This is a genomic window from Pedobacter indicus (assembly GCF_003449035.1).
Taxonomy (GTDB): Bacteria; Bacteroidota; Bacteroidia; order Sphingobacteriales; family Sphingobacteriaceae; genus Albibacterium; species Albibacterium indicum.
Genome location: NZ_QRGB01000001.1, coordinates 2,824,777 through 2,845,102 on the forward strand (window position 1 = coordinate 2,824,777; position 20,326 = coordinate 2,845,102).

Genomic DNA, 20,326 nt, shown 5'->3' on the forward strand with positions numbered 1-20,326 from the left:
CTTAATTCTTATTTAATTGTTCAATATATTGTAAAACAGCTTTTTCTGGGTCATTTGAACCCATAATACCCGATATAAGTGCAACGCCTTGGTAGTCGACACCCTCAAACGCATCCATGTTATCCGGACGGATACCTCCGGCTAGGAAAATAGGCAGGTTGGTTATTGATCTCGCTTTATGCAAAGACTCTAGGGATACGAGCTCACAACTGGTACTCGTTGTGGAAGGGAACATGGAGCAGAAAGAAAGGTAGTCTATCCGCTTGTCATCTGCCCAATGGATAATCTCCATATCATTATTACAGGTGATCCCATAAATAGGCTTATTCGACAAACTAGCTTCTAGTACCCTTTGAATATCATCGAAGTTAGCTGGTATCTCATCAAAATGCACACCGTCTAAGGGAAAGCTTCTTAATAAGCTCCAATCATTATTGATCAGCAAAGGGACATCGTGTTTTGAGCATAGTTCGATTAATTTGATGATAATGGTTTCTTTCTCTGCATCTTCTTGCCAATTATCCCAGATTTGGATGGCTGAAATGCGGGTTTTCATTGCTTTTTCAAGTCGTTCAAACAGGAGATCCCGCTCCATCGAAGGGTCTATTACCAGATAAACGCCTTCACGAATATTTCTTTTTTTTCTCATGTCCATCCCTTCTTTTTTGCTGTAAAAAATGCGGACCAATAAGGATCGGTCTCGAAATAGGGTATATTTTTCTTTTCGCCGTCTTCTATAAGTTTTATTCCATCTTCTTTTTCTGTTAGTTCTCCTACGACGGCACATTCGATCTCTGCTTCCTTCAGTCTCGCGATCACTCGTTCTTCTGCGCCATTTTCAATCGCTAACACCATCGAACCCGCGCCAATAACATAGCGTGGATCAATAGAAAAGAGCTGGCAAATTTCAGCTTGGGCGCGACCGACTGGCAATAAATCGTTTTGAATGAGCACTCCGCAATCACACGCAGTCGCCATCTCATAAATAGCGCCCAATACACCTCCTTCGGTTACATCATGCATCGCAACAACATCCGGATAACGCTCTTCTTTTCCTACCGCCGCAACAGCATCATGGATGCTGGAAGTCTGATAAAAAAGCTCGCAGCCTTGGCGATAGACTTCCTCCCCTACTTTGTTTCGAACCGTATCGGGAAAGCTCTTCGCTAAAATAGCAGTTGAGGAGATAGCGCATTGCTTGGTGACCAAAATAAGATTCCCTGGTCTGGCTTTATTGGAGGTTAAGACATGTTTTTTCTCTACGATGCTGATCATTGTACCGCCACCGGCAATGGTTGAATTTTGCCCTTCGATAAACCCGGTATGTCCGCCGACAATGGCAACACCCATCTCACTGCAAAAACGGCTGATATGATTCCAATACACTTTAAAGTCGGAACCCGAAAAACCTGCTGGCAGATTTAAAACAAATTGTGCATACATGGGAAGGTAACCTGTTGTGGCTATGTCATTCGCCATCAGGCAAACCGAAAGCCATGCAGACTCCTCAAGCCCTAAAGAGGGGATCAATGACAGCGGATCACTCGCACTTACCATCGCTAAGTTGTTCTTCAAATCGACCACCGCTACATCAACTCCAAATGCAGGACCACATGATACTTCGGGTCGAGGGTAGCCACAGCTGGAGAGGATCGCATCTTCGAAGAAATCTTTCTGTATTTTTCCGAGTTCTTTGGTCATTATGGAACATCATTAAATTTAACGTAAAGACCAAAGAAATCACCGTAAGGAATGCTCCATTGTTGAACAGGGAACCATTTCGGCAGACCTGTGCAAGACCATTCTATTGAATATTCGCGTCCTGCAAGAGCTTCATCTATAATTGCAATTAGTTTTTGAGGCGTATAGAATGTTGCTGTCACATAAAACGGGTTTTTCCCGAATGCCTGCTGGACTCTTCGTCGAAATACTTTCGGTGAATTGCGGTTCATCATGCCCATGGCAATACCGTATTTGGCAACGCGGGCAGATTCACGTATGACTTTTACCGGGTCTTTATAATATTCAAAAGTGGTGATGAATGCCAGTGAATCAAAAGTATGGTCTTTAAATGGCATATGGTGAGAGTCGGCCATCACCAAGTCCCCCTGAAACAGATGAATCGCCTGAGAGAGCATCAACGGGGAAATATCCCCACCCGTAGCCTCAATGCCGATCTCTTTCCACCATCTGGTAAACCGAGTTGTTCCGCAACCAAACTCCAATAGGGTTTTTACACGTTTATCTTTCGATACCAACTGCTCCATGACCTTTTTCTGCCATATTTCAGCGCGTTTGTACCTGCCTTCATACCACTGCTCGTAAGTATCGGTGTGTTCACGATTAAAGAACCACTCGGTTCTGCCCTGCCAGTTGCGATCGTTTTTAGGGATAAGAATTTGATCTGTTTTTTGGATTTCCATTTTAAATTTTGTTAAAAATTAAAAAGCTCCGATTCTTTCAATACCAAAAGAATGGAGCCATAAAATGGAAATTCTTACGTGCTGCATCCCTACGTTGGCATTGTCCAAATCAGGTATCGGGTATTTTCTCAGCTCACTCTAAGGTGGGCACCCCGTGCATTTATACCGCAAGGTACGAATAATTATACGATAAAAGGCTATTTCATAATCATAGGCTTTTCTTTTTGAGAACAAGTCTGCTCTTATCTGCTTCAGCTATCTGCCGAAAAAAACCAACCAGCTCGTTATATTGTTCGCGATTATACTGTCCCTGATTCATCTGGATCTTACGCGAGTAAAGCAATTCTTGCCCATTCTGCTCAAACTCCATTGAGAAAATACCAAAAGGATGCTCCAGTGAAATTTCATTAGGCAGCCGTTCTACCGTAAACCCTTCTGGCAGTTCGTAAACAATTGAGTCTACGTCGATATAACCCCGGTTAATATATAGATCGTTCTCCCTGCTTCGTAATTCCGGAGGTAGCGGACTCTGATTTACTTTATTAAGCGGAACGAACATCAGATCAGCGTTCGCAGCACCATAATTACGTGCTGTAAAACTAAGCTTCTCGACTGTTTTCGGATTATTACCCTTTTGTTGATCGACGGTGTAGTTGGCAACCGTAAGGTTGCCTATCGGGTAGATTTTAGGCACCTCTTTAAGCTGTTCGCGCAAGGGCTCTCCGATAAGAAAGTTTCGGTTATCATATTGCCAGCCTTCAAATTCGGTCACGATCTCCCCTTTGATTGCGCCTTCCTCGTTTAGGCTCATCCTGCCCGTCCTAATTTGCTTACTGTTATCGGCCAGATAACGTGGAGTGCGGACTAGCTCTCCTCCATTTTCAGTACAGGCAACGGCAAGCCGATCATCTGTAAAGGTACCCAGGTAATCGAAAGGATTATCCTTGCTTGTACAATCGACCCAAGCGGTATCTGACTCAAATGGGATTCGCAGGATTACATGATCGAATTGATTGATGCTTGCAAAATCAGGGATGGCGTTCTTTTTCTTATCACCTGATGCGACAACAACATAATCAGACGGAATACCTACAACCGCCAGAAGCCCTTGCGTATAATTAACCAGCGCTTTACAATCCCCATATCCGGTCTGATCTACTTGACTTGCAAGAAAAGGTTGAAAACCACCAATACCAACCTGTATACTCACGTAACGGGTTTTTTTCTGAACAAATTCATAAATCGCCTTTGCTTTCTCCCACGGATCAGCCATGTCAGCTGTCAAATTTCGGATATGCGATGCCGTTTGTGGCGGAATCTCATTTCGCCCTTGCAGCAGGGCATCATACATCCACTTGCCATATTCTTCCCAATTCGAAAAACTACCAGTGACTTTTTCATAGCTAAAATGCTCGGGAGCCAACCTTACCGAAGTAAGGAATGTCTCGGGAGCGGGACTATAGGGCTCGTCTTTGAGAGCTTGTTTATTCGTAGTTTCCCAGTGATAGGTTTTGATGCCGTCAGCCTCACTCGCTTCTACTGAACCGGGATAATTAACCTCTTTGTACCGTAAAGGAAAACCAGAACTGGTATTTACAACCAAGGTAGCTTTTTCAAGTGAAACACCTGATGAACCTACAGGATACCAATCTGGCAAATTCAGTGTCTGCTTAGAACGTATCTCATATTCGATCTCGAGTGTATAAGGGTACATAGTCGGGTTAGGTCTAAAAACTTTTAACCGGGAATCTAAAAACAGTGAATTGTTATCACTCGCGCTGATATCGCTAAATGATTTTTCAGAAATCTTGGCGGTTTGTCTACCAAACTGATCATAGACCGCGCCGCGGATTGAACGAATTTGGCGGCTTTTATCATACCATATACGAATAGCTGCGTCTTCATTGCCATTCTCATTGAGCACCGTAATAACACGTTTAACAGTATAGCTGAATTGATCGGTATTCTTTATGTCGATATTCATATCCATTGTGCGGATAACCGAACTTGCCCGAGCCAAGAGGTTCTTGTTGATGTGATCAACGGCATAATTGTTCTGTGCAAGAAGCGTAGCAGGAAGAAGAAAAAGAAAGAATATAAAGCAAATTTTTCTCATGATTTCTTTTTAAAAATTACATCGGTCTTTTGAAGTTGAATAATCCGGTTGAAAAGCTCCTTTAGCGCTGGATACTCCTCGGGCTGATAGATACTTTTCTCCAGTTCCATGCTTTGGGAAAACTGCACTTTGTTTCCGATAACCTCCGTTCTATTTAAAAACCTACCGCCTTTGTTAGGCAGGGCTAAGGATACATCTCGTGGCTTAACAACCATCTCATATTCTTCGGGTATGCGAAGACTGATAATAATTCGTGAGTTTATAGGAGCGCCTAGGTCTACGGGATATGTCCTTTCCGCTAATTTGAACGGGTTCTCATCCATTTTATCCATAAAAAAAGGGTTGAAAAAGAGCTGATCATAGGAAAGTGAATCGAAAGCAGCGATTTCAACTTCATAAGCTTCTTCAAGAGTCCGCTCAATGCTATCCAGGTTTGTGATCGCATAATCCAAAATCCTGATATTCGGCATGTTTTCGTCTTTGTTTTCGACAAATTCATCGATGCTGTTAAATTTCTTTATTTCATGTCGCTGATAAAAGGCCGCATAGCCCATTTTATAATTTTTGACCGAGCCGACAATCTTACCGTCGGCCTGCAATTCGAGCTCTAATGAATACACATCGCTTCGTTTTTGAGAAGCTACCAGATCGATCCATTCAGACGGCTTATTCATGCTCATGATTCTTCCCTGACCATTCATACACCTCATGGGCAATAATCCGAAAGGTAATAAAGGATCAGTGGCGTCTAACAAATAACTCCTTCCATCAATATTTACCATCGCTACCACATAATTAAAATCAGATATCACCGGGTATAACTGATGGACGACCCCATTTTCTCTCGTGGAAAGTACAACAGCGTCTGCATCTAAATCTGCGGCTCCCAGAGCAGCAATCAGAGCAAGATTAATATCCGCTACATTCCCTGCTCTATTTTCAATGGCTTTCTTCAGACCTTCGTCAGTAAAATGACCATAGCGGTTATTCCATTTAACCCGAGACTGAATGTATGAATAGATCGTTTTGGCCTTTTCCAGGTCGCTTTCATCCCCTTTAAGAATTGTCGGCAAAATTTTCTTGAAAATATCGTCGCGTCGCAGCTGTTTTCCGAAGTACTCATGCTTTTTCATTTCGTAATCCACGTCTTTCCACTCCTTCGTGATTTTTTCTTTACTGCCGTTCAGTAATGTCATTTCCGAAAGTTCAAAATTAATGGCTGAAATGAAATTCTTCGGTGATGTCATGTAATCTTCTTCAATAAAGGCAGGAACATCATTCATCGCATAGGTGAGTTCCGAACAATCGATGCGGTGCGCACCCGGCTGGAAGCACTCTTTTTTAACCTTACCATCACTTTTATCCAACTTGAGCGCGCCGATTAGCGAAACATTGTACACAAAGACGGCTGGAATAAGTGCGACATACTCACTATAGATTTTCGGAATATCCCATTGAAATTGCCAAGGGTGGTAATTGAAGATATAAGGGGTCTCGATTTCATATTCATACTCAACCACGCTCCCGTCAACGATATTTGGCATAGCAAACTTGACTAGCTCCAAGTGTTCGGAAGATTTCTCACGAATAATACTTTTTTTATCTAATTCAGCTTTTTGGAGTCCGCCATCCGGTCCGGGATAATAAACAATACCTCTTATTTTATCCACACTTTCATACCTTGTTGATGATCCCTGATATAGCGGGATAACCACGTCGCCACGGGTAAAGCGGGCACTGTTAAATACTTTTATCCGTACGTGATATCGATGCCGGATTTTATTGCCATCATGTAAGAAACTTGTCGTGCCAAATTCCCTTACTACAACGGCAGCCGCACTGGTGTCTTTATCGTAGGAAGTCATCGTAATTGCATTACGATCCATCTCTCCGAATGGAAAATCTTGAGCCTTTGATTGCAAAACTGAGCTCACTATCAAGCAAATAAGTAATAGCTTTTTCACGAATATAGGTTTATAATAGTTTATCGTATCTGGCTCGAAAATAATGTAAAAATTGATACTTTCCAAGGTATATTATCTACCTTTGCGAAAATAATATATATCAATTTGTCATTTGAAAATCTTAATCTCAGCAGGTCTTTATTAAGGGCAATCGAGACCGAAGGGTACACACAACCCACCCCAATCCAAGAACAATCTATCCCAATAGCATTAAACAAGAGAGATTTACTAGCGATAGCACAAACAGGTACAGGTAAAACCGCTGCTTTCGCCTTGCCTATTTTGCAACTTTTGGAAAATAACAATCGAAAAGGAATCAAGGCTCTTATTGTTAGTCCCACTCGTGAGTTGGCTATCCAAATCAGTGAAAGCTTCGTTGCTTATGGAAAGTATTCTTCACTTAAGCAGGCAGTTGTATTTGGCGGTGTGCCAATAGGCAACCAAATTAGCGCATTAAAAAAAGGTGTCGATATTTTAATTGCAACACCGGGCCGATTGCTTGATTTGGTGAATCAAAAAGCAGTTTCACTGTCTCAGATTGAAATATTTGTACTGGATGAAGCTGACCGCATGCTTGATATGGGGTTCATCAATGATGTAAAAAAGATAATAACAAAAATTCCAGAAAAAAGACAGACATTGTTCTTTTCAGCGACCATGCCTCAGGAAATAACGGGGTTAGCGAATGGGATATTGACAAATCCTTTAAAAGTGGAGGTTACACCTGTCTCTACAACGGCCGAAAAAGTAACGCAGGCTATTTACCCTGTCGCTAAAAAAGATAAAGCATCTCTATTAATACATTTATTAAAAGACCCACAGATTAAGAGTGTACTGGTGTTCAGTCGGACAAAATATGGCGCGGATAAAATCGTGAAAATCTTGGGACGTGTTTCGATCCAGGCAGCAGCCATACACGGAAACAAATCTCAGAATGCAAGACAGAAAGCCCTTAGTTCATTTAAAACGGGAAAAATCCGAGTACTGGTCGCGACAGATATCGCTGCGAGAGGTATCGATATCGACCAACTGAATTACGTGCTGAACTACGATTTACCCAATCAGCCAGAAACCTACGTGCACCGGATTGGGCGTACAGGTCGCGCGGGTTTAAGCGGTACGGCCTGGTCATTTTGTGACCAGGAAGAAAAACCATACCTGGATGATATTAATAAACTGACCGGACAGAATATTCGTATCGTTGAGGACCATCCATATGCATTAGTCTTTACGCCCACTCTGGCTACCAGTAAAACACAACAAAAGTCAAATAATAAAAATCGAAAACAAAACTTTCGTAAGTCGAGAAAACCACAATATAAAGAGAAAAAAAGACACGTATAAGCGAGGAATAAACACTGAACCTTCCTTTCATTGCAGCCAACTAGATACTTTCGTATTATTTCGTTTTATATTTGCCTTTGTTTGTATTATTTTATAATATTGCTTTTAGTTTCTTCTTAACAAGAAACCACATTTATACATTTCAATATATTTCGACCGGCAAATATGAAGACTCAATCTTCTCAATTCAATCGCAATTTATCTATCGAAAAACTGCAGCAGGAACCTCTTTGGGATTTTATAATCATTGGCGGAGGGGCTACTGGTTTGGGTGTCGCTCTTGATGCTGCTTCTCGCGGTTATAAAACCCTACTTCTGGAACAATCTGATTTTGCGAAAGGGACATCGAGCCGGAGCACTAAGCTTGTCCATGGAGGGGTTCGTTACCTTGCCCAAGGGGATATTGCGCTGGTGCGAGAGGCATTGAAAGAACGTGGACTTTTACTAAACAATGCCCCTCATCTGGTTAAGAAGCAAGCATTTATCATCCCTTGTTTCTCATGGTTCTCTAAGATGAAGTACTTAATCGGCTTAACCTTATATGATTGGCTATCGGGAAAATACAGTTTTGGAAAATCAACTTCCATGTCAAAAGAGGAAGTGAAAGCGGCAATACCTGATGTCAATTCGACTGATTTGAAAGGTGGGGTAGAATATTACGACGGACAATTTGATGATTCACGACTAGCCATCGATCTTGCAAAAACAGCCGCGTTATATGATGGCGTGTTAATCAACTATATGAAAGTAAAAGGCTTTCTAAAGAACAGCGCCGGAAAAGTTGACGGGGTAATAGCGCATGATATTGAGGGAGAGAATGATTATACGATTAGAGGTAAAGTTATCATTAATGCTACTGGGGTTTTTGTGGACGATATATTACGAATGGATCATCCAGAAAAAAAACCAATGACAAGACCTAGTCAGGGAATCCATCTGGTGCTTGACCGGTCGTTTTGGGATAGCGATAAAGCATTGATGATACCAAAAACATCTGACGGTCGTGTTCTTTTTGCAGTGCCTTGGCACAAGCATTTATTATTAGGCACCACAGATACTCCACTAGATGAGCATAGCATAGAACCGATCGCTTTAGAAAGCGAGATAAAATTTATATTGAAAACCGCTCGGCAGTATTTAAGCAAGAAACCCGAGCGAGAGGATGTACTTTCTGTTTTCGCGGGACTGCGACCTTTAGCAGCTCCAGATAAAGATGTGAACAGCACCAAAGAGATTTCCAGAAGTCATAAAATCTATGTTGAGCCTTCCGATCTGATTACAATCACGGGTGGCAAATGGACAACCTATCGAAAAATGGCTGAAGATACCGTTAATAAAGCAATCAAGATAGGTGGACTAGATAAACGTATGTGCAGAACCTACGATCTGAAGATTGGCGAAAACACGAATGCAACTTCGGGTAATCAGACCAATAAAACATCCGATCAAGCTCTGCATGCGAACTACCCGATCAGCGAGTCGGCTATTATTGATGCTGTCAGAAATGAAATGGCAAGAACAGTAGAAGATGTACTGGCCAGACGATTTCGAATTCTCTTTCTCGATGCTCACGTTGCGCTGCAACTAGCGCCACAGGTAGCAAAAGTTATGGCGGAAGAGCTCGGTAGGGATGCAGTATGGATCAGCAAACAAGTTGCTGATTTCAAATCAATTGCAGAGCCTTACCTAATTGAACATTTTAATGCCTTTGAGTAAGAATATGCGTCATAACAATATCCAATTAACATAATTCAGTTTTTATGAAAGGGTACCTTAATTTGTTTTTCGAATAAAAGCTAGAAACAATGAATTTATTTAAACCAGCTCCTCATATTGATGCAAAATCTCTTGACCGCATCGACCCTGAATATAAAAAGCTTAGACTTCAAGTATTCCTTGGAATTTTTATCGGTTATGCAGGCTACTATTTGGTTAGGAAGAACTTTTCTCTTGCCATGCCGGACCTGATTGACCAAGGCTTCAGCAAAGGAGATCTGGGTCTTGCTCTTTCCGGCGTATCGATCGCATACGGCTTAAGTAAATTCTTGATGGGAAACGTTTCCGACAGAAGTAATGCCAGGGTGTTTTTACCTGCCGGCTTGGCTTTGTCTGCCGTGACGATGATTCTGATGGGGCTATTCCCTTTCGCAACAGGCTCATTAACCATTATGTTTGTGTTACTATTTATCAATGGTTGGTTTCAGGGAATGGGTTGGCCTGCGTCTGGACGCGTAATGGTACATTGGTTTTCTACAAAAGAAAGAGGCACCAAAATGTCGGTCTGGAATGTAGCACATAACGTTGGTGGTGGCTTAGTTGGTCCGCTTGCAATCATGGCTGTAGCTATTTTTGGTGACTGGCAAAGCAAGCTCTATTTCCCAGGCTTTGTGGCCCTCTTTATCGCTCTCATAGGCTATCTATTAATTCGGGATACTCCCCAATCATGCGGGTTGCCGCCAATCGAAAAATACAAAAACGATTACCCTTCCGATTATTCGGAAGAGAAAGAAAAAGAACTGACAGCTAAGCAGATTTTTTTTAATTACGTTCTTAATAACCGCTTGTTATGGTATATTGCCTTTGCAAATGCATTTGTCTATTTAGTTCGATATGGCATCCTCGACTGGGCTCCCACCTTTCTTGAGGAAGCAAAAGGGTTTTCTGTTAAACAGTCGGGCTGGGCTTATTTCGCTTATGAGTACGCTGGAATTCCGGGTACGCTTCTCTGCGGTTGGATCAGCGACCGGGTGTTTAAGGGCCGACGGGCGCCTGCAACCATTATCTATATGCTGCTGGTATTAGTGGCGGTGGTAATCTATTGGAAAAACCCCGCAGGCAATATCTGGGTTGACAATGTCGCGTTAATAGCAATCGGCTTTTTGATTTATGGCCCCGTCATGTTGATAGGCGTGCAGGCGCTAGATTTAGCGCCTAAAAAAGCGGCAGGAACTGCGGCAGGACTTACTGGTCTTTTTGGTTACATGGGCGGAGCGCTATTTGCTAATATTGCAATGGGGTTTGTTGTGGATCATTGGAGTTGGGACGGTGGTTTCGCTATCTTGATATTGAGCTGTATTTTGTCTATTTTCTTTACTGCACTAACCTGGAAGAGAGAGAAACAACACTTGAATTTATAGTCTGACGCAAACATTTCGACGCTGGAAAGGTTTTTATATCATGATTTTCAATATTCATACCATATAAAATACCAATTATCGTCGTTTAACGTTAATACTATTAAATTATTTCAAGGTTTTATCTAAAACTCACTCTGCTATTAAAATTTGACAAAATATGAACGTAAAGAAAAAAGACAATTCAAATTGGCTACATGTTGCCATTTCTTGGGGGGCTAGTATTGTGATTATTGGGGTTTTATTCAAGATCCTCTATATCGGTGGATCCTTAGCCAACTATATGATCGGCATCGGGTTAGGTGTTGAAGCGATCCTCTTCTTTTTGATGGGTTTCAACCCTCCGCCAAAAGAGCCTGAGTGGGCAAGGGTTTACCCTGAACTGGATGATAACTATCAGGGTGAGTTGCCAACAAGTTCATTTCGTGCAAGCAATGTACCGGCTAACCCTCCCACCACTGCTGCCTTAGACAAGATGTTCGCAGACGCAAATATTGAGCCCGCTACGATCGAAAGCCTTGGAAGAGGACTACGTGATTTTGGGGATAAGGTTTCGGCAATCAATCAAATATCTGATGTGTCTTTCGCTGCGAATGAGTTTACTGAGAAATTACGGAATGCTTCTTCTAAGTTTGATAATCTTAGTGTTGCATTCGAAAAAGCATCCGCAAATTTGGTTGCGATGTCTAATACCAATACCGATACCACTAATTATCATGAGCAAGTTCAACAACTTACCAGCAATCTGCGCTCATTGAACAACATGTATGAACGTGAGCTAAGGGATTCAGCTTCCCATTTACAGTCCATGAACCATTTCTATGAAAACCTGAGTTATACAATGAAAAACTTCAACGAATCTTTAGACGATTCTAAAGTATTCAAAGAAGAAGTCAACAAACTCGCGAAAAACTTAACTGCTTTAAATTCGATCTACGGCAATATGTTAAGTGCAATGAACCAACCGCGCGGTTAATCAATCCTTTCATTTTATAACAAACATAGACTATGGCTATAGGAAGAGAGACTCCCAGACAGCGGATGATCAATATATTGTACTTGGTATTACTAGCCTTACTCGCGTTAAACGTACCGAACTCTATATTGGACGCTTTCAGGAATATAAATAACAGCCTGGAAACTTCTAAATCGAATGTAGATAACTCAGTCGACCAACTATTTGCTGCGTTTGAAGCAACCAAATTAAAAGAAGAACCCGAAAGAGCTAAACCCATCTACGATAAAGCAAAACAAGCAAGAGCGGTTGTAGGTGAATTGGATGAGATGATCGTTTCCTTGAAAAAGGAATTGGAGGCACAAGGTGGTGGATATAATGAAGATACGGGCGATTTACTAAGACGTGAGAATCCAGACATCGCACCTAACTTAATGATTAACAAAAAGAAAGGTGCTGAATTAAAGGAAAAGATAAATCAGACGAGAGAGAAATTATTGGCTCTCTTGGGGCCAGAAGACCAAGGTGCGGTGTCATTTTCGTTGGAAGCGAGTGACGCAAGCAAAGCAGTAAATGGGAAGAGAAAATGGGAAGAAATTAATTTTGGTAGCGGAACGCCCCTTACCGCGGCGATGACTATTCTTACCAAAATCCAAACTGATGCAACCAACGCGGAATCGGACGTCGTAAAATTGATTCTTGGAAAGATGGATCAGGCCGTCGTGAACCTTGATAAATTTGCTGCAGTAGCAGTGGCGCCTACCTCCTACCTGGTTCAGGGGCAACCCTATACGGCAGAAGTATTTCTAACGGCTTCCGACTCCAAATCGGAACCTTCTATTACAGTCAACGGGACAGAACTACCGATTGTAGACGGTAAAGGAGTTTACACTGTACCAACCAATCAGGAAGGTATATTTACGTGGACTGGAACGATTCAAGTAAAACAAACGGATGGTACAGTTAAAGAATATCGTACGCCCGAACAAACGTTCCAGGTAGCGCGACCATCGGCGGTCGTATCACCAGATAAGATGAATGTTCTTTATATCGGCGTAAATAATCCGGTATCCGTATCTGCACCAGGAACACCGACGGATAAAATCAACGTCAGTATGAGTGGCGGTAGTATCTCTGGATCAGGAGGAAAATACAATGTCCGGGTAACTTCACCGGGAACGGCGCGCATATCGGTATCCGCAGAGGTAGCTCCCGGAAAGACTCAGACACTGAGTACAACTGAGTTCCGTGTAAAAAGGATACCTGACCCAATTGCTAAATTTGCTGGAAAGACAGGTGGAACGATGGCAACCGTTGCACTGAAAGCACAAAATGCGGTCTTTGCGTCGTTAGAGAACTTCGATTTTGATGCAAAATTCAATATTACCAAATTCAGCATGATCATTGCGAAACCTAGGGCAGATGCAATTGTACTATCGACGAATGGAAATAACCTGAGTGGAAGTATGAAATCTGCACTGAATGGCATAGTTCCGGGAACCAGAGTAATATTTGACAACATCATTGCGGTGGGACCTGACGGTTCACCCAGACAATTAAATGCTGTAGCACTAACTGCTAATTAGTACCACAGCATTTAATATTTTATTATAAAACTTACTGGATTGGGGTCGGCTCTTCAGAAACGGGGGCCGACTCTTCTATTACAGGTTGTTCTACGGCTTCACTATTTGGAGCTGCCTGCTCAGCCTCATACCCTTCTAACTCTTCGGGGTTAATACCTTTAGGAGCTGACCAAAGTCGTTCTTTGTAAGCTTCCAACTTATCTTCGATTTCACGTGCATCTTGAACTTGTTGTTCGGCTGTTTCAGCATATTGAAAGTTCTGTTGCATACCAGGAGATGATTCACGAATAATCGTACTGGCAAACTTACGCTGTACAAATAGATCGTCCATACTCATGTCATAGAGCCCACGATCGGGATCCGACACGTCAACTTTCACTAAAGTATAGCGAAGTTGTGGGAAATAGAGCCAAAAGGCAGGTGTGGCACCGACTGACTGAGCTAACTCTGCTGACGAATTTATATCCATTAACGGAGCGACGCCGATAATACGCGTTTCCAGACGACCTCTTTGCTTATCAAAGAAAATATCCTCTTTAATCCTGAACTTGGTTACACGTTCTGGGTTAAACTCATTTAATGCCATCTGTGCGTCAATCTGATTTCCTTCATCATCAAAAATAGGCACTAACACACTGTCTGCAAAGCGGGCAACCCCTTCTTTCGCAGTCATTTTGGTTTGAAAAGAATCATCTTCGGGACTATAGGGCGTTAATTTCCCTTCATTAATCCCTTTCATAATTGCCTCAATTAAGGAAGAGCCAGGCGTTGCAAAAATATAGTTCTCTTCATTCGATAAATCAATATCTCTCCATACGCGCTTATAAAAACGAATATTTTTCATGTTTATCGCCGGGTACGCAAAAGGCACAGCATCTTCCAAGTTGTTAGCCTGGTAGAAGCCATCTGTAACCGGAATTGTGTCGATAAGAAGATCGCCAGCAGCCGTGTCTGTCGGCGTTCTCTGCATGACAACTCCACCTTCTTCAAAAACAGGTTCTGTTGTTGTCATGGTATCTTGCTCTGAAACTGGTTGTTGGGGCGGAACATCAACTTCCTGTTGAGCCATTGCCTGACTAAACCCAAATAATAAAGCAGTTGCTACTAATATTTTCATCTGTTGGTATTTTAATTCTACACTTAATATCTTCTTGTCTTGCTTTGGCTTGTCGGCATCTCAAATGCAGACATCACACAACGGAAACCTATATATGAATGAGGTTCGTAATCAACCACATAATTACGGGTTTCACTATTCAGCTGTTCGCCATTATCTTTCCAGGAACCACCGCGTACAACTTTCCTTTTCAGAGCATCACTATCTTCTTGATCTGCATCGTAAAGAAGCACGGGATTTAAATCATTTACGAAAGCAACGGCAGACGGGCTATAAGCATCCAGTGTCCATTCGGCAACATTTCCTGCCATGTTATATATTCCAAAAGCATTGGGTGTATAAGATTTTACCGGAACGGTAAATGTTGCTCCATCTCGAGAATAAGTACCTTCACCTTGTTTATAGTTCACTGCTAATTTTTTCTTACCCCCCTCTCCCTCAATCGTCATGCGCGTTCCAGACGCCGTATCCCGAGGGTCTAATTTACCTTCTGCAGCGTACTGCCATTGTGCTTCTGTGGGGAGACTGAATGTAAGTTGATATCCACTTAAATAGGAATTTTTCATCAGGGTTGCCATCAGTTCTTTACCCCGCCAGTCTGTGTACGCCCGGGCTTGTCTCCAGGTAACGCCAACAACCGGATAATAATCAAAGGATTCGTGTGTAAAGTAGTTGGCATCCATTGAGACCAGCTGAGAGTTCGGAAAGTCTTTAGACCAAATATCTTCAACCGGCATCACGGAAACAGTATCCGTAACGTATTCCTTCTCCAGATTACCTTGAGATTTTAAATAGGAAAAACGATATTTAACAACATCTTCATTCAAGGCTCTTCTTGATCCTTTCATAACGATCATCGGAGCTAAACGCTCCTGAATGGAGGGGTCGTTGCTTCTCCATAGAGGGGAAACTTTCCTGACACGTTCCCAATTAATCTGCCTTTCGCCAATCTCCTCACCTGTAACGTCCAGAAAATATTGGTCATCGTTTAAATAATCAGTCACCGCAATCGAGTCTGCAACCCAATTTACAAAGGCTCTGTATTGCTTGTTAGTAACTTCAGTTTCATCGATAAAGAAAGCGCTCAAACTTATATTCTTACCAACGTTCCCACTGTCCAATGAGCTTTTATACAAGATCGTCCCAGAGGGAACATACACCATTCCCGGAGGCGCGGGAAGTTCGCCGCCCCTAAAAGCTGAAACCTTTGGTGCTTTATAAAAGTTATTTGATTTACAAGCCGCAACAAAGGTAATAAAGGCCAAAAAGCCAGCAATATACAAATGAGACTTGAACCTATGTTTCAGATTTTTCTTATCCATATGTTATAGTTTATGTGCTTTATATATTATCGATTAAATAATGCCATTTTAACGCCTAAAGACAAATAGGAGTACTGATCATTTTTTTTGTTGATAACACCATCCAAATTATCCTTCGGTAGCAAAGAATGTTGATAATTTAAATTAATAGCCCATTTTGGGCCATAAAGTGAACGTCCTAACGGAATATCCAAACCAATATTCAAAGGAATCACCAAGTTCTCAGAATTCAGGTCATCGGTAATTTCGCCGCCCATATTGCTGATGGATTCGACGTAATTAGGGTCGATGCTATTTTCTATCGAATTTTTAATAAAACCAACACCTCCACCCAAGTAGATATTTGCTAAAATCTGATTTAAGATGCTGGCACGAAGTGTATAATTACTGTAATTATCAGGGAGAGAAAGAAATTGACCCAGACGCACTTTAACGTTCCCGCTAAGTGTGTAGTAGCGATTTTCAAAGTCACTATTCCATCCATAGGCACTTAGAATACCTTTTTCACCATGTATACCAACGGAAATGAATGGTGTAATTAATCCGTCTACATCGACATGCCCAGCGAAACGGATGTCACTGTTACCTAAATCAGCCAAACTTAATGTACCGCCTGCTCCGACACCCACGCTTACGGGACGCGAGAATTGTGCAAAGGCAGTATTTACGAAGAAAAGGGAAACTATCCCAAAAACTAAAAATACACTTTTTTTCATATGTTATTTTTCTATTTAAAACCGTTATCCCTAAATCATTTATAGAGTATTATTAATGGTATAACTTATACCATTAAACGAAAAGGAACTGTTTTTATTTTTCCCATTGAAAATTTGTCCAAGAGGCGACGCAGGCGATAATACCATAACTTTGTGGCCATCAACGAGCAGCTGCCCCAGACTGATCGATAAATAAAACAACCCTCGGTTCGTATCGATCAGTGAACCAAGGACAACCTGATCATTGGAGTTTATATCCTCAAGCTGCTCCAGTTGAAAAAGTGCTTTCTTTGCTTCCAATAACTGAGATTGATTTCGTTCAATTTCTTGTTGCATCATTTCTCGTGTTGTCTCATACTTATCACCGGCACTGCTTTTGGTATCCTCGGCACCAGCATGCTCTGCTTGTTCGATGGCTACCTCGATGTTTGCTACCCTTTCCCTAATTTGCTGATGACAAGATTGGAAAACCAGCTTTTTGAGTTCATCATTTATTTGTGAATTCATTATTTATTTGCTCCATTTAAATCCCGCTCCATAGATTATCCAGAAAAACTTAAAACAACAAGCAATTACCCTGCCTTAATTCACCCCTCGACTTTACTTCCGTTCGCCTACCTGTTGGCGCCACATTGCATAATAAAGTCCTTTCTGTTCTAACAATTCCACATGAGAGCCTACCTCAGACACTTTTCCCCGCTCAAGCACATAAATCAGATCAGCATGCATGATCGTTGATAATCGATGGGCAATCAATATCGTAATCCGCTCTTTGCTCAAAGAAAGTTCACGAATAGTCTGTGTAATTTCATCTTCCGTCAATGAATCCAATGCAGAAGTCGCTTCATCAAAAATAAGTAAACGCGGCTGTCGTAATAAAGCACGGGCAATAGAAATACGCTGCTTTTCGCCCCCGGACAGCTTTAATCCGCTTTCTCCAAGAACCGTATTAATCCCATCTTCGGATCGTGCTAATAAATGATCACATGAAGCTTTGTGAAGCGCATCTAAAATCTCGTCGTCAGTAGCATCTCCTTTAACAAAAAGCAGGTTCTCTTTAATCGTACCAGCGAAAAGCTGGGTGTCTTGCGTAACAAAGCCAATTTGCCGGCGTAAAACATTATAGCGTATTTCCGATGATAAATATTCGTTAAACAAAATATTCCCTTGTACTGGCCGGTATAAGCCTACCAACAATTTGACAAGTGTAGACTTTCCAGAACCAGAAGGCCCCACAAAGGCAACAGTCTGACCTAAATCCACGTGAAAAGAAATACCGTCAATTGCATTTACTGCGGAACTTCGATGCCTGAACACAACATCGTTAAAAGAAATACGAGTTAGCGCACCCAGCTCTTTTGGGTTTTCGGGCCTTCGTTCAATCGGCTTTTGCATCAATTCGTCAAAATTGTTGACCGAAGCTTCGACTTCGCGGTAACTAAGAATAATATTTCCCAAATCCTGCAATGGAACAAAAATCGAAGTCGAAATAAATTGCATGGTTATTAATTCCCCTGTGGTTAAAATATCACGAAAGATTAGCCATAAGAGTATAAACAAGATAGACTGACGCAAAATATTTAGTGTTGTTCCCTGCAAAAAAGAAAGAGTTCTCACTCTTTTGGTTTTTAACATTTCCAACTCGTAAATACTTCTCGTTTGTGCGTTTAACTTTCTTATTTCAGGAAATGTCAAGCCTAAACTTTTCACCAATTCGATGTTTCTAAGTGATTCAGTAATCACTCCAGCCATTTTATTGGTTTCTCGGTTAATTGTTCGCTGCACCGTCTTAATCTTCTTACTAAGCATACCTGTTAATGATCCGAGCAATAGTATCCCAATAACAAAGACAGGTACCAGTAGCCAATTTTTACTTACCGAGTACCAAACAAGAAAACCTAAACCGACGATAGAAGAAAACAGTATATTGATGAAAGAGTTTAAGAAGCGTTCCGTATCCACCTTTACTTTTTGTAACACCGAAAGAGTTTCCCCGCTTCGCTGTTCTTCGTATTCCTGAAATGATAATCGAAGAGTTTGTTTGAGCCCATCGTTAAATATCTGCATCCCGAAGCGCTGTACCGCTAGCCGGGTAAAATATTCCTGAAAAGCCTTTGCTAACCTGGCTGCCAAAGCAAAGGCAACGGCTATACCTAGCCAGTAAAGCACCCCGTCGATACGCTCTTGTTCAGAAAGGTTATTTATATTATTAGCATATTCATCAACAATCTTCCCAAAGATAATAGGGTCAATAAGCGTTAGTAGCTGTGCAACACCTGCCAGCAACAAAGCGAGAAGAATCCACCATCTTTGCACTTTAAAATATTTCCAAAGGATACGCATAGGCTATTAAACAAAAATAAACGGCATAAAACTAGAATCAGACCACAACCTGAAGTCCATCGTATGCATATTCGATAGCTAGCAAATCGAGTCTTTCCAGCATCTCGTTATCAAAATGAGTCAATAACATTCGCTTACAAGACAATTCACTAACATGCTCCAATAGAACCTGGTAGCTCATATGTCCCGGAATCTTCTTCTCGTAAAAATTACATTCGCAGATAAACAGATTTGTATCTTTCGCCAACGATATCAACGTTGGAGTCCACTCCGTATCACCTGAATAAGCAATTACCCTATCTCCCAGAGCGATCCGTAACCCATGAGGAAGCGATTCGGCTTTGTGGACGACTCGCATTGCGGTAACCTCTAGACCCTTTACCATAAAGGGTGCATCATCAGAATATACATGGAATTGTAAATCTAGTTTTGAAAGAAATTCAGTACCAGGGTATAAGAGCTTGGCTAGCTTTTCAAGCTTTTTCTTACAGCCTTCAGGTGCGATAATAGAGATAGGCGTCGTCCTCTGGTAAACGGCGGCCTCCAGAAGTAAAAAAGGGAGACCACCGAAATGGTCTCCGTGCAAATGAGATATAAAAATAAGGTCAATATCATTGACCGAAAGTTTATTGCTTTTCAATCCCTGTAATGTGTTTACACCACAGTCAATCAGAAAGTTTAATGATTTAGTGGTTACGTGAAAACAAGTTTGTCTTCTGCCACCACTATTAAAAGCATCTCCACTTCCAATAACTGTCAAGCTAATATCTTCAGTTCTCAAATTTCTAAGGGTTTTCCTAAAAGAACGATTAAAACCCTTTCTTGTTTGAACACATTAGCAGACAGCATAACTATTCATCCACACAAGGGTTATTGTAATCAAAGTTGATCATCCAGTGAACCCCAAATTGATCTTTGAAGCTACCGTAATAAGCACCCCAAAAGGTATCTTCCAGAGGCATCTCAATGGTGCCTCCTGCGGATAAACCATTAAATAAACGATCAGCCTCTTCTTTGCTGGTCGGATGCAAAGAAATATAATTATTATTTCCTTCAACTAAGGTATGCCCCATAGAAGGAACAATATCCGAGGCCATTAAAAATAGATCGTCAGATATACGTAGAGAGACATGCATAACACGGTTTTTTTCCTCGTCAGATAAATCTTCAGTACCCGGCGCGTCACCCATCTTAGACATACCACCAACAAACTCACCACCGAAAACAGATTTGTAAAAATTGAATGCTTCTTCAGCCTTGCCGTCGAAATTCAAATAAGGATGTATTTTCATAATTTTAATGTTTT

17 protein-coding genes and 1 riboswitch are annotated in these 20,326 nt (G+C 41.5%); of the genes, 5 read left to right on the top strand and 12 right to left on the bottom strand.

Annotated elements, in window-relative coordinates:
* Nucleotide 1: 1 nt before the first annotated feature.
* The 5 genes from D3P12_RS12450 to D3P12_RS12470 form a co-directional block, all read right to left on the bottom strand.
* Entirely contained in the window at nt 2–649 is a 648-nt protein-coding gene (locus D3P12_RS12450; RefSeq protein ID WP_157970343.1) for a thiamine phosphate synthase, read from the bottom strand.
* Nucleotides 646–1,701, bottom strand: a complete 1,056-nt coding sequence (locus D3P12_RS12455; RefSeq protein WP_118195968.1) for an AIR synthase family protein — start codon at nt 1,699–1,701, stop codon at nt 646–648. The genes D3P12_RS12450 and D3P12_RS12455 overlap by 4 nt, the downstream gene beginning before the upstream one ends.
* The gene (locus tag D3P12_RS12460; RefSeq protein WP_118195970.1) at nt 1,701–2,423 is read right to left on the bottom strand and encodes a class I SAM-dependent methyltransferase; all 723 of its coding nucleotides are present in this window, start codon (nt 2,421–2,423) and stop codon (nt 1,701–1,703) included. Before D3P12_RS12460 ends, D3P12_RS12455 begins: the two co-directional genes overlap by 1 nt.
* A 69-nt stretch (nt 2,424–2,492) precedes the next feature.
* Nucleotides 2,493–2,588, bottom strand: a riboswitch (TPP riboswitch).
* Nucleotides 2,589–2,631: 43 nt separating this feature from the next.
* A complete protein-coding gene (locus tag D3P12_RS12465; protein WP_118195972.1) occupies nt 2,632–4,539 on the bottom strand; it encodes a DUF3857 domain-containing transglutaminase family protein in 1,908 nt (635 codons plus the stop codon).
* Entirely contained in the window at nt 4,536–6,503 is a 1,968-nt protein-coding gene (locus tag D3P12_RS12470; RefSeq protein ID WP_245977447.1) for a DUF3858 domain-containing protein, read from the bottom strand. The genes D3P12_RS12465 and D3P12_RS12470 overlap by 4 nt, the downstream gene beginning before the upstream one ends.
* Before the next feature lie 105 nt (nt 6,504–6,608).
* Here D3P12_RS12470 and D3P12_RS12475 point away from each other — a divergent pair, with 105 nt between their 5' ends.
* The 5 genes from D3P12_RS12475 (at nt 6,609) to porM (ending at nt 13,522) form a co-directional block, all read left to right on the top strand.
* Entirely contained in the window at nt 6,609–7,847 is a 1,239-nt protein-coding gene (locus D3P12_RS12475; protein ID WP_118195974.1) for a DEAD/DEAH box helicase, read from the top strand.
* A gap of 165 nt (nt 7,848–8,012) precedes the next feature.
* Nucleotides 8,013–9,563 carry a glycerol-3-phosphate dehydrogenase/oxidase gene (locus D3P12_RS12480; RefSeq protein ID WP_118195977.1) on the top strand — a complete coding sequence of 517 codons (1,551 nt, stop codon included), beginning with the start codon at nt 8,013–8,015 and terminating at the stop codon, nt 9,561–9,563.
* A gap of 89 nt (nt 9,564–9,652) precedes the next feature.
* The gene (gene glpT, locus D3P12_RS12485; RefSeq protein ID WP_118195979.1) at nt 9,653–10,984 is read left to right on the top strand and encodes a glycerol-3-phosphate transporter; all 1,332 of its coding nucleotides are present in this window, start codon (nt 9,653–9,655) and stop codon (nt 10,982–10,984) included.
* Nucleotides 10,985–11,141: 157 nt separating this feature from the next.
* Nucleotides 11,142–11,957, top strand: a complete 816-nt coding sequence (gene porL / locus D3P12_RS12490) for a type IX secretion system motor protein PorL/GldL (RefSeq protein WP_118195981.1) — start codon at nt 11,142–11,144, stop codon at nt 11,955–11,957.
* A gap of 32 nt (nt 11,958–11,989) precedes the next feature.
* Nucleotides 11,990–13,522: a type IX secretion system motor protein PorM/GldM gene (gene porM / locus D3P12_RS12495; RefSeq protein ID WP_118195983.1), complete on the top strand. Its 1,533-nt coding sequence runs from the start codon at nt 11,990–11,992 to the stop codon at nt 13,520–13,522.
* A 31-nt stretch (nt 13,523–13,553) separates the two neighbouring features.
* Here the strand turns inward: porM and porN are convergent, their stop codons facing one another.
* The 7 genes from porN to D3P12_RS12530 all read right to left on the bottom strand — a co-directional run bounded on the left by porN (nt 13,554) and on the right by D3P12_RS12530 (nt 20,312).
* Entirely contained in the window at nt 13,554–14,639 is a 1,086-nt protein-coding gene (gene porN / locus D3P12_RS12500; protein WP_118195985.1) for a type IX secretion system ring subunit PorN/GldN, read from the bottom strand.
* 23 nt (nt 14,640–14,662) lie between these two features.
* Complete coding sequence (gene porK, locus D3P12_RS12505) at nt 14,663–15,961, bottom strand: T9SS ring complex lipoprotein PorK/GldK (RefSeq protein ID WP_118195987.1); 1,299 nt, start codon at nt 15,959–15,961, stop codon at nt 14,663–14,665.
* A 26-nt stretch (nt 15,962–15,987) separates the two neighbouring features.
* Nucleotides 15,988–16,677 carry a hypothetical protein gene (locus D3P12_RS12510; protein WP_118195989.1) on the bottom strand — a complete coding sequence of 230 codons (690 nt, stop codon included), beginning with the start codon at nt 16,675–16,677 and terminating at the stop codon, nt 15,988–15,990.
* A gap of 39 nt (nt 16,678–16,716) precedes the next feature.
* Nucleotides 16,717–17,184 carry a 3-oxoacyl-ACP synthase gene (locus tag D3P12_RS12515; RefSeq protein WP_118195991.1) on the bottom strand — a complete coding sequence of 156 codons (468 nt, stop codon included), beginning with the start codon at nt 17,182–17,184 and terminating at the stop codon, nt 16,717–16,719.
* Nucleotides 17,185–17,277: 93 nt separating this feature from the next.
* Nucleotides 17,278–19,020 carry an ABC transporter ATP-binding protein gene (locus D3P12_RS12520; RefSeq protein WP_118195993.1) on the bottom strand — a complete coding sequence of 581 codons (1,743 nt, stop codon included), beginning with the start codon at nt 19,018–19,020 and terminating at the stop codon, nt 17,278–17,280.
* Nucleotides 19,021–19,057: 37 nt separating this feature from the next.
* Complete coding sequence (locus D3P12_RS12525) at nt 19,058–19,801, bottom strand: MBL fold metallo-hydrolase (RefSeq protein WP_118195995.1); 744 nt, start codon at nt 19,799–19,801, stop codon at nt 19,058–19,060.
* A 70-nt stretch (nt 19,802–19,871) separates the two neighbouring features.
* Nucleotides 19,872–20,312 carry a VOC family protein gene (locus D3P12_RS12530; RefSeq protein ID WP_205941104.1) on the bottom strand — a complete coding sequence of 147 codons (441 nt, stop codon included), beginning with the start codon at nt 20,310–20,312 and terminating at the stop codon, nt 19,872–19,874.
* Nucleotides 20,313–20,326 lie beyond the last annotated feature (14 nt).

What these genes read in the sequence shown, in the direction of transcription:
- D3P12_RS12450 (WP_157970343.1), bottom strand. Translation starts at nt 649, where the DNA reads ATGAGAAAAAAAAGAAATATTCGTGAAGGCGTTTATCTGGTAATAGAC.
- D3P12_RS12455 (WP_118195968.1), bottom strand. Translation starts at nt 1,701, where the DNA reads ATGACCAAAGAACTCGGAAAAATACAGAAAGATTTCTTCGAAGATGCG.
- D3P12_RS12460 (WP_118195970.1), bottom strand. Translation starts at nt 2,423, where the DNA reads ATGGAAATCCAAAAAACAGATCAAATTCTTATCCCTAAAAACGATCGC.
- D3P12_RS12465 (WP_118195972.1), bottom strand. Translation starts at nt 4,539, where the DNA reads ATGAGAAAAATTTGCTTTATATTCTTTCTTTTTCTTCTTCCTGCTACG.
- D3P12_RS12480 (WP_118195977.1), top strand. Translation starts at nt 8,013, where the DNA reads ATGAAGACTCAATCTTCTCAATTCAATCGCAATTTATCTATCGAAAAA.
- glpT (WP_118195979.1), top strand. Translation starts at nt 9,653, where the DNA reads ATGAATTTATTTAAACCAGCTCCTCATATTGATGCAAAATCTCTTGAC.
- porL (WP_118195981.1), top strand. Translation starts at nt 11,142, where the DNA reads ATGAACGTAAAGAAAAAAGACAATTCAAATTGGCTACATGTTGCCATT.
- porM (WP_118195983.1), top strand. Translation starts at nt 11,990, where the DNA reads ATGGCTATAGGAAGAGAGACTCCCAGACAGCGGATGATCAATATATTG.
- porN (WP_118195985.1), bottom strand. Translation starts at nt 14,639, where the DNA reads ATGAAAATATTAGTAGCAACTGCTTTATTATTTGGGTTTAGTCAGGCA.
- porK (WP_118195987.1), bottom strand. Translation starts at nt 15,961, where the DNA reads ATGGATAAGAAAAATCTGAAACATAGGTTCAAGTCTCATTTGTATATT.
- D3P12_RS12510 (WP_118195989.1), bottom strand. Translation starts at nt 16,677, where the DNA reads ATGAAAAAAAGTGTATTTTTAGTTTTTGGGATAGTTTCCCTTTTCTTC.
- D3P12_RS12515 (WP_118195991.1), bottom strand. Translation starts at nt 17,184, where the DNA reads ATGAATTCACAAATAAATGATGAACTCAAAAAGCTGGTTTTCCAATCT.
- D3P12_RS12520 (WP_118195993.1), bottom strand. Translation starts at nt 19,020, where the DNA reads ATGCGTATCCTTTGGAAATATTTTAAAGTGCAAAGATGGTGGATTCTT.
- D3P12_RS12530 (WP_205941104.1), bottom strand. Translation starts at nt 20,312, where the DNA reads ATGAAAATACATCCTTATTTGAATTTCGACGGCAAGGCTGAAGAAGCA.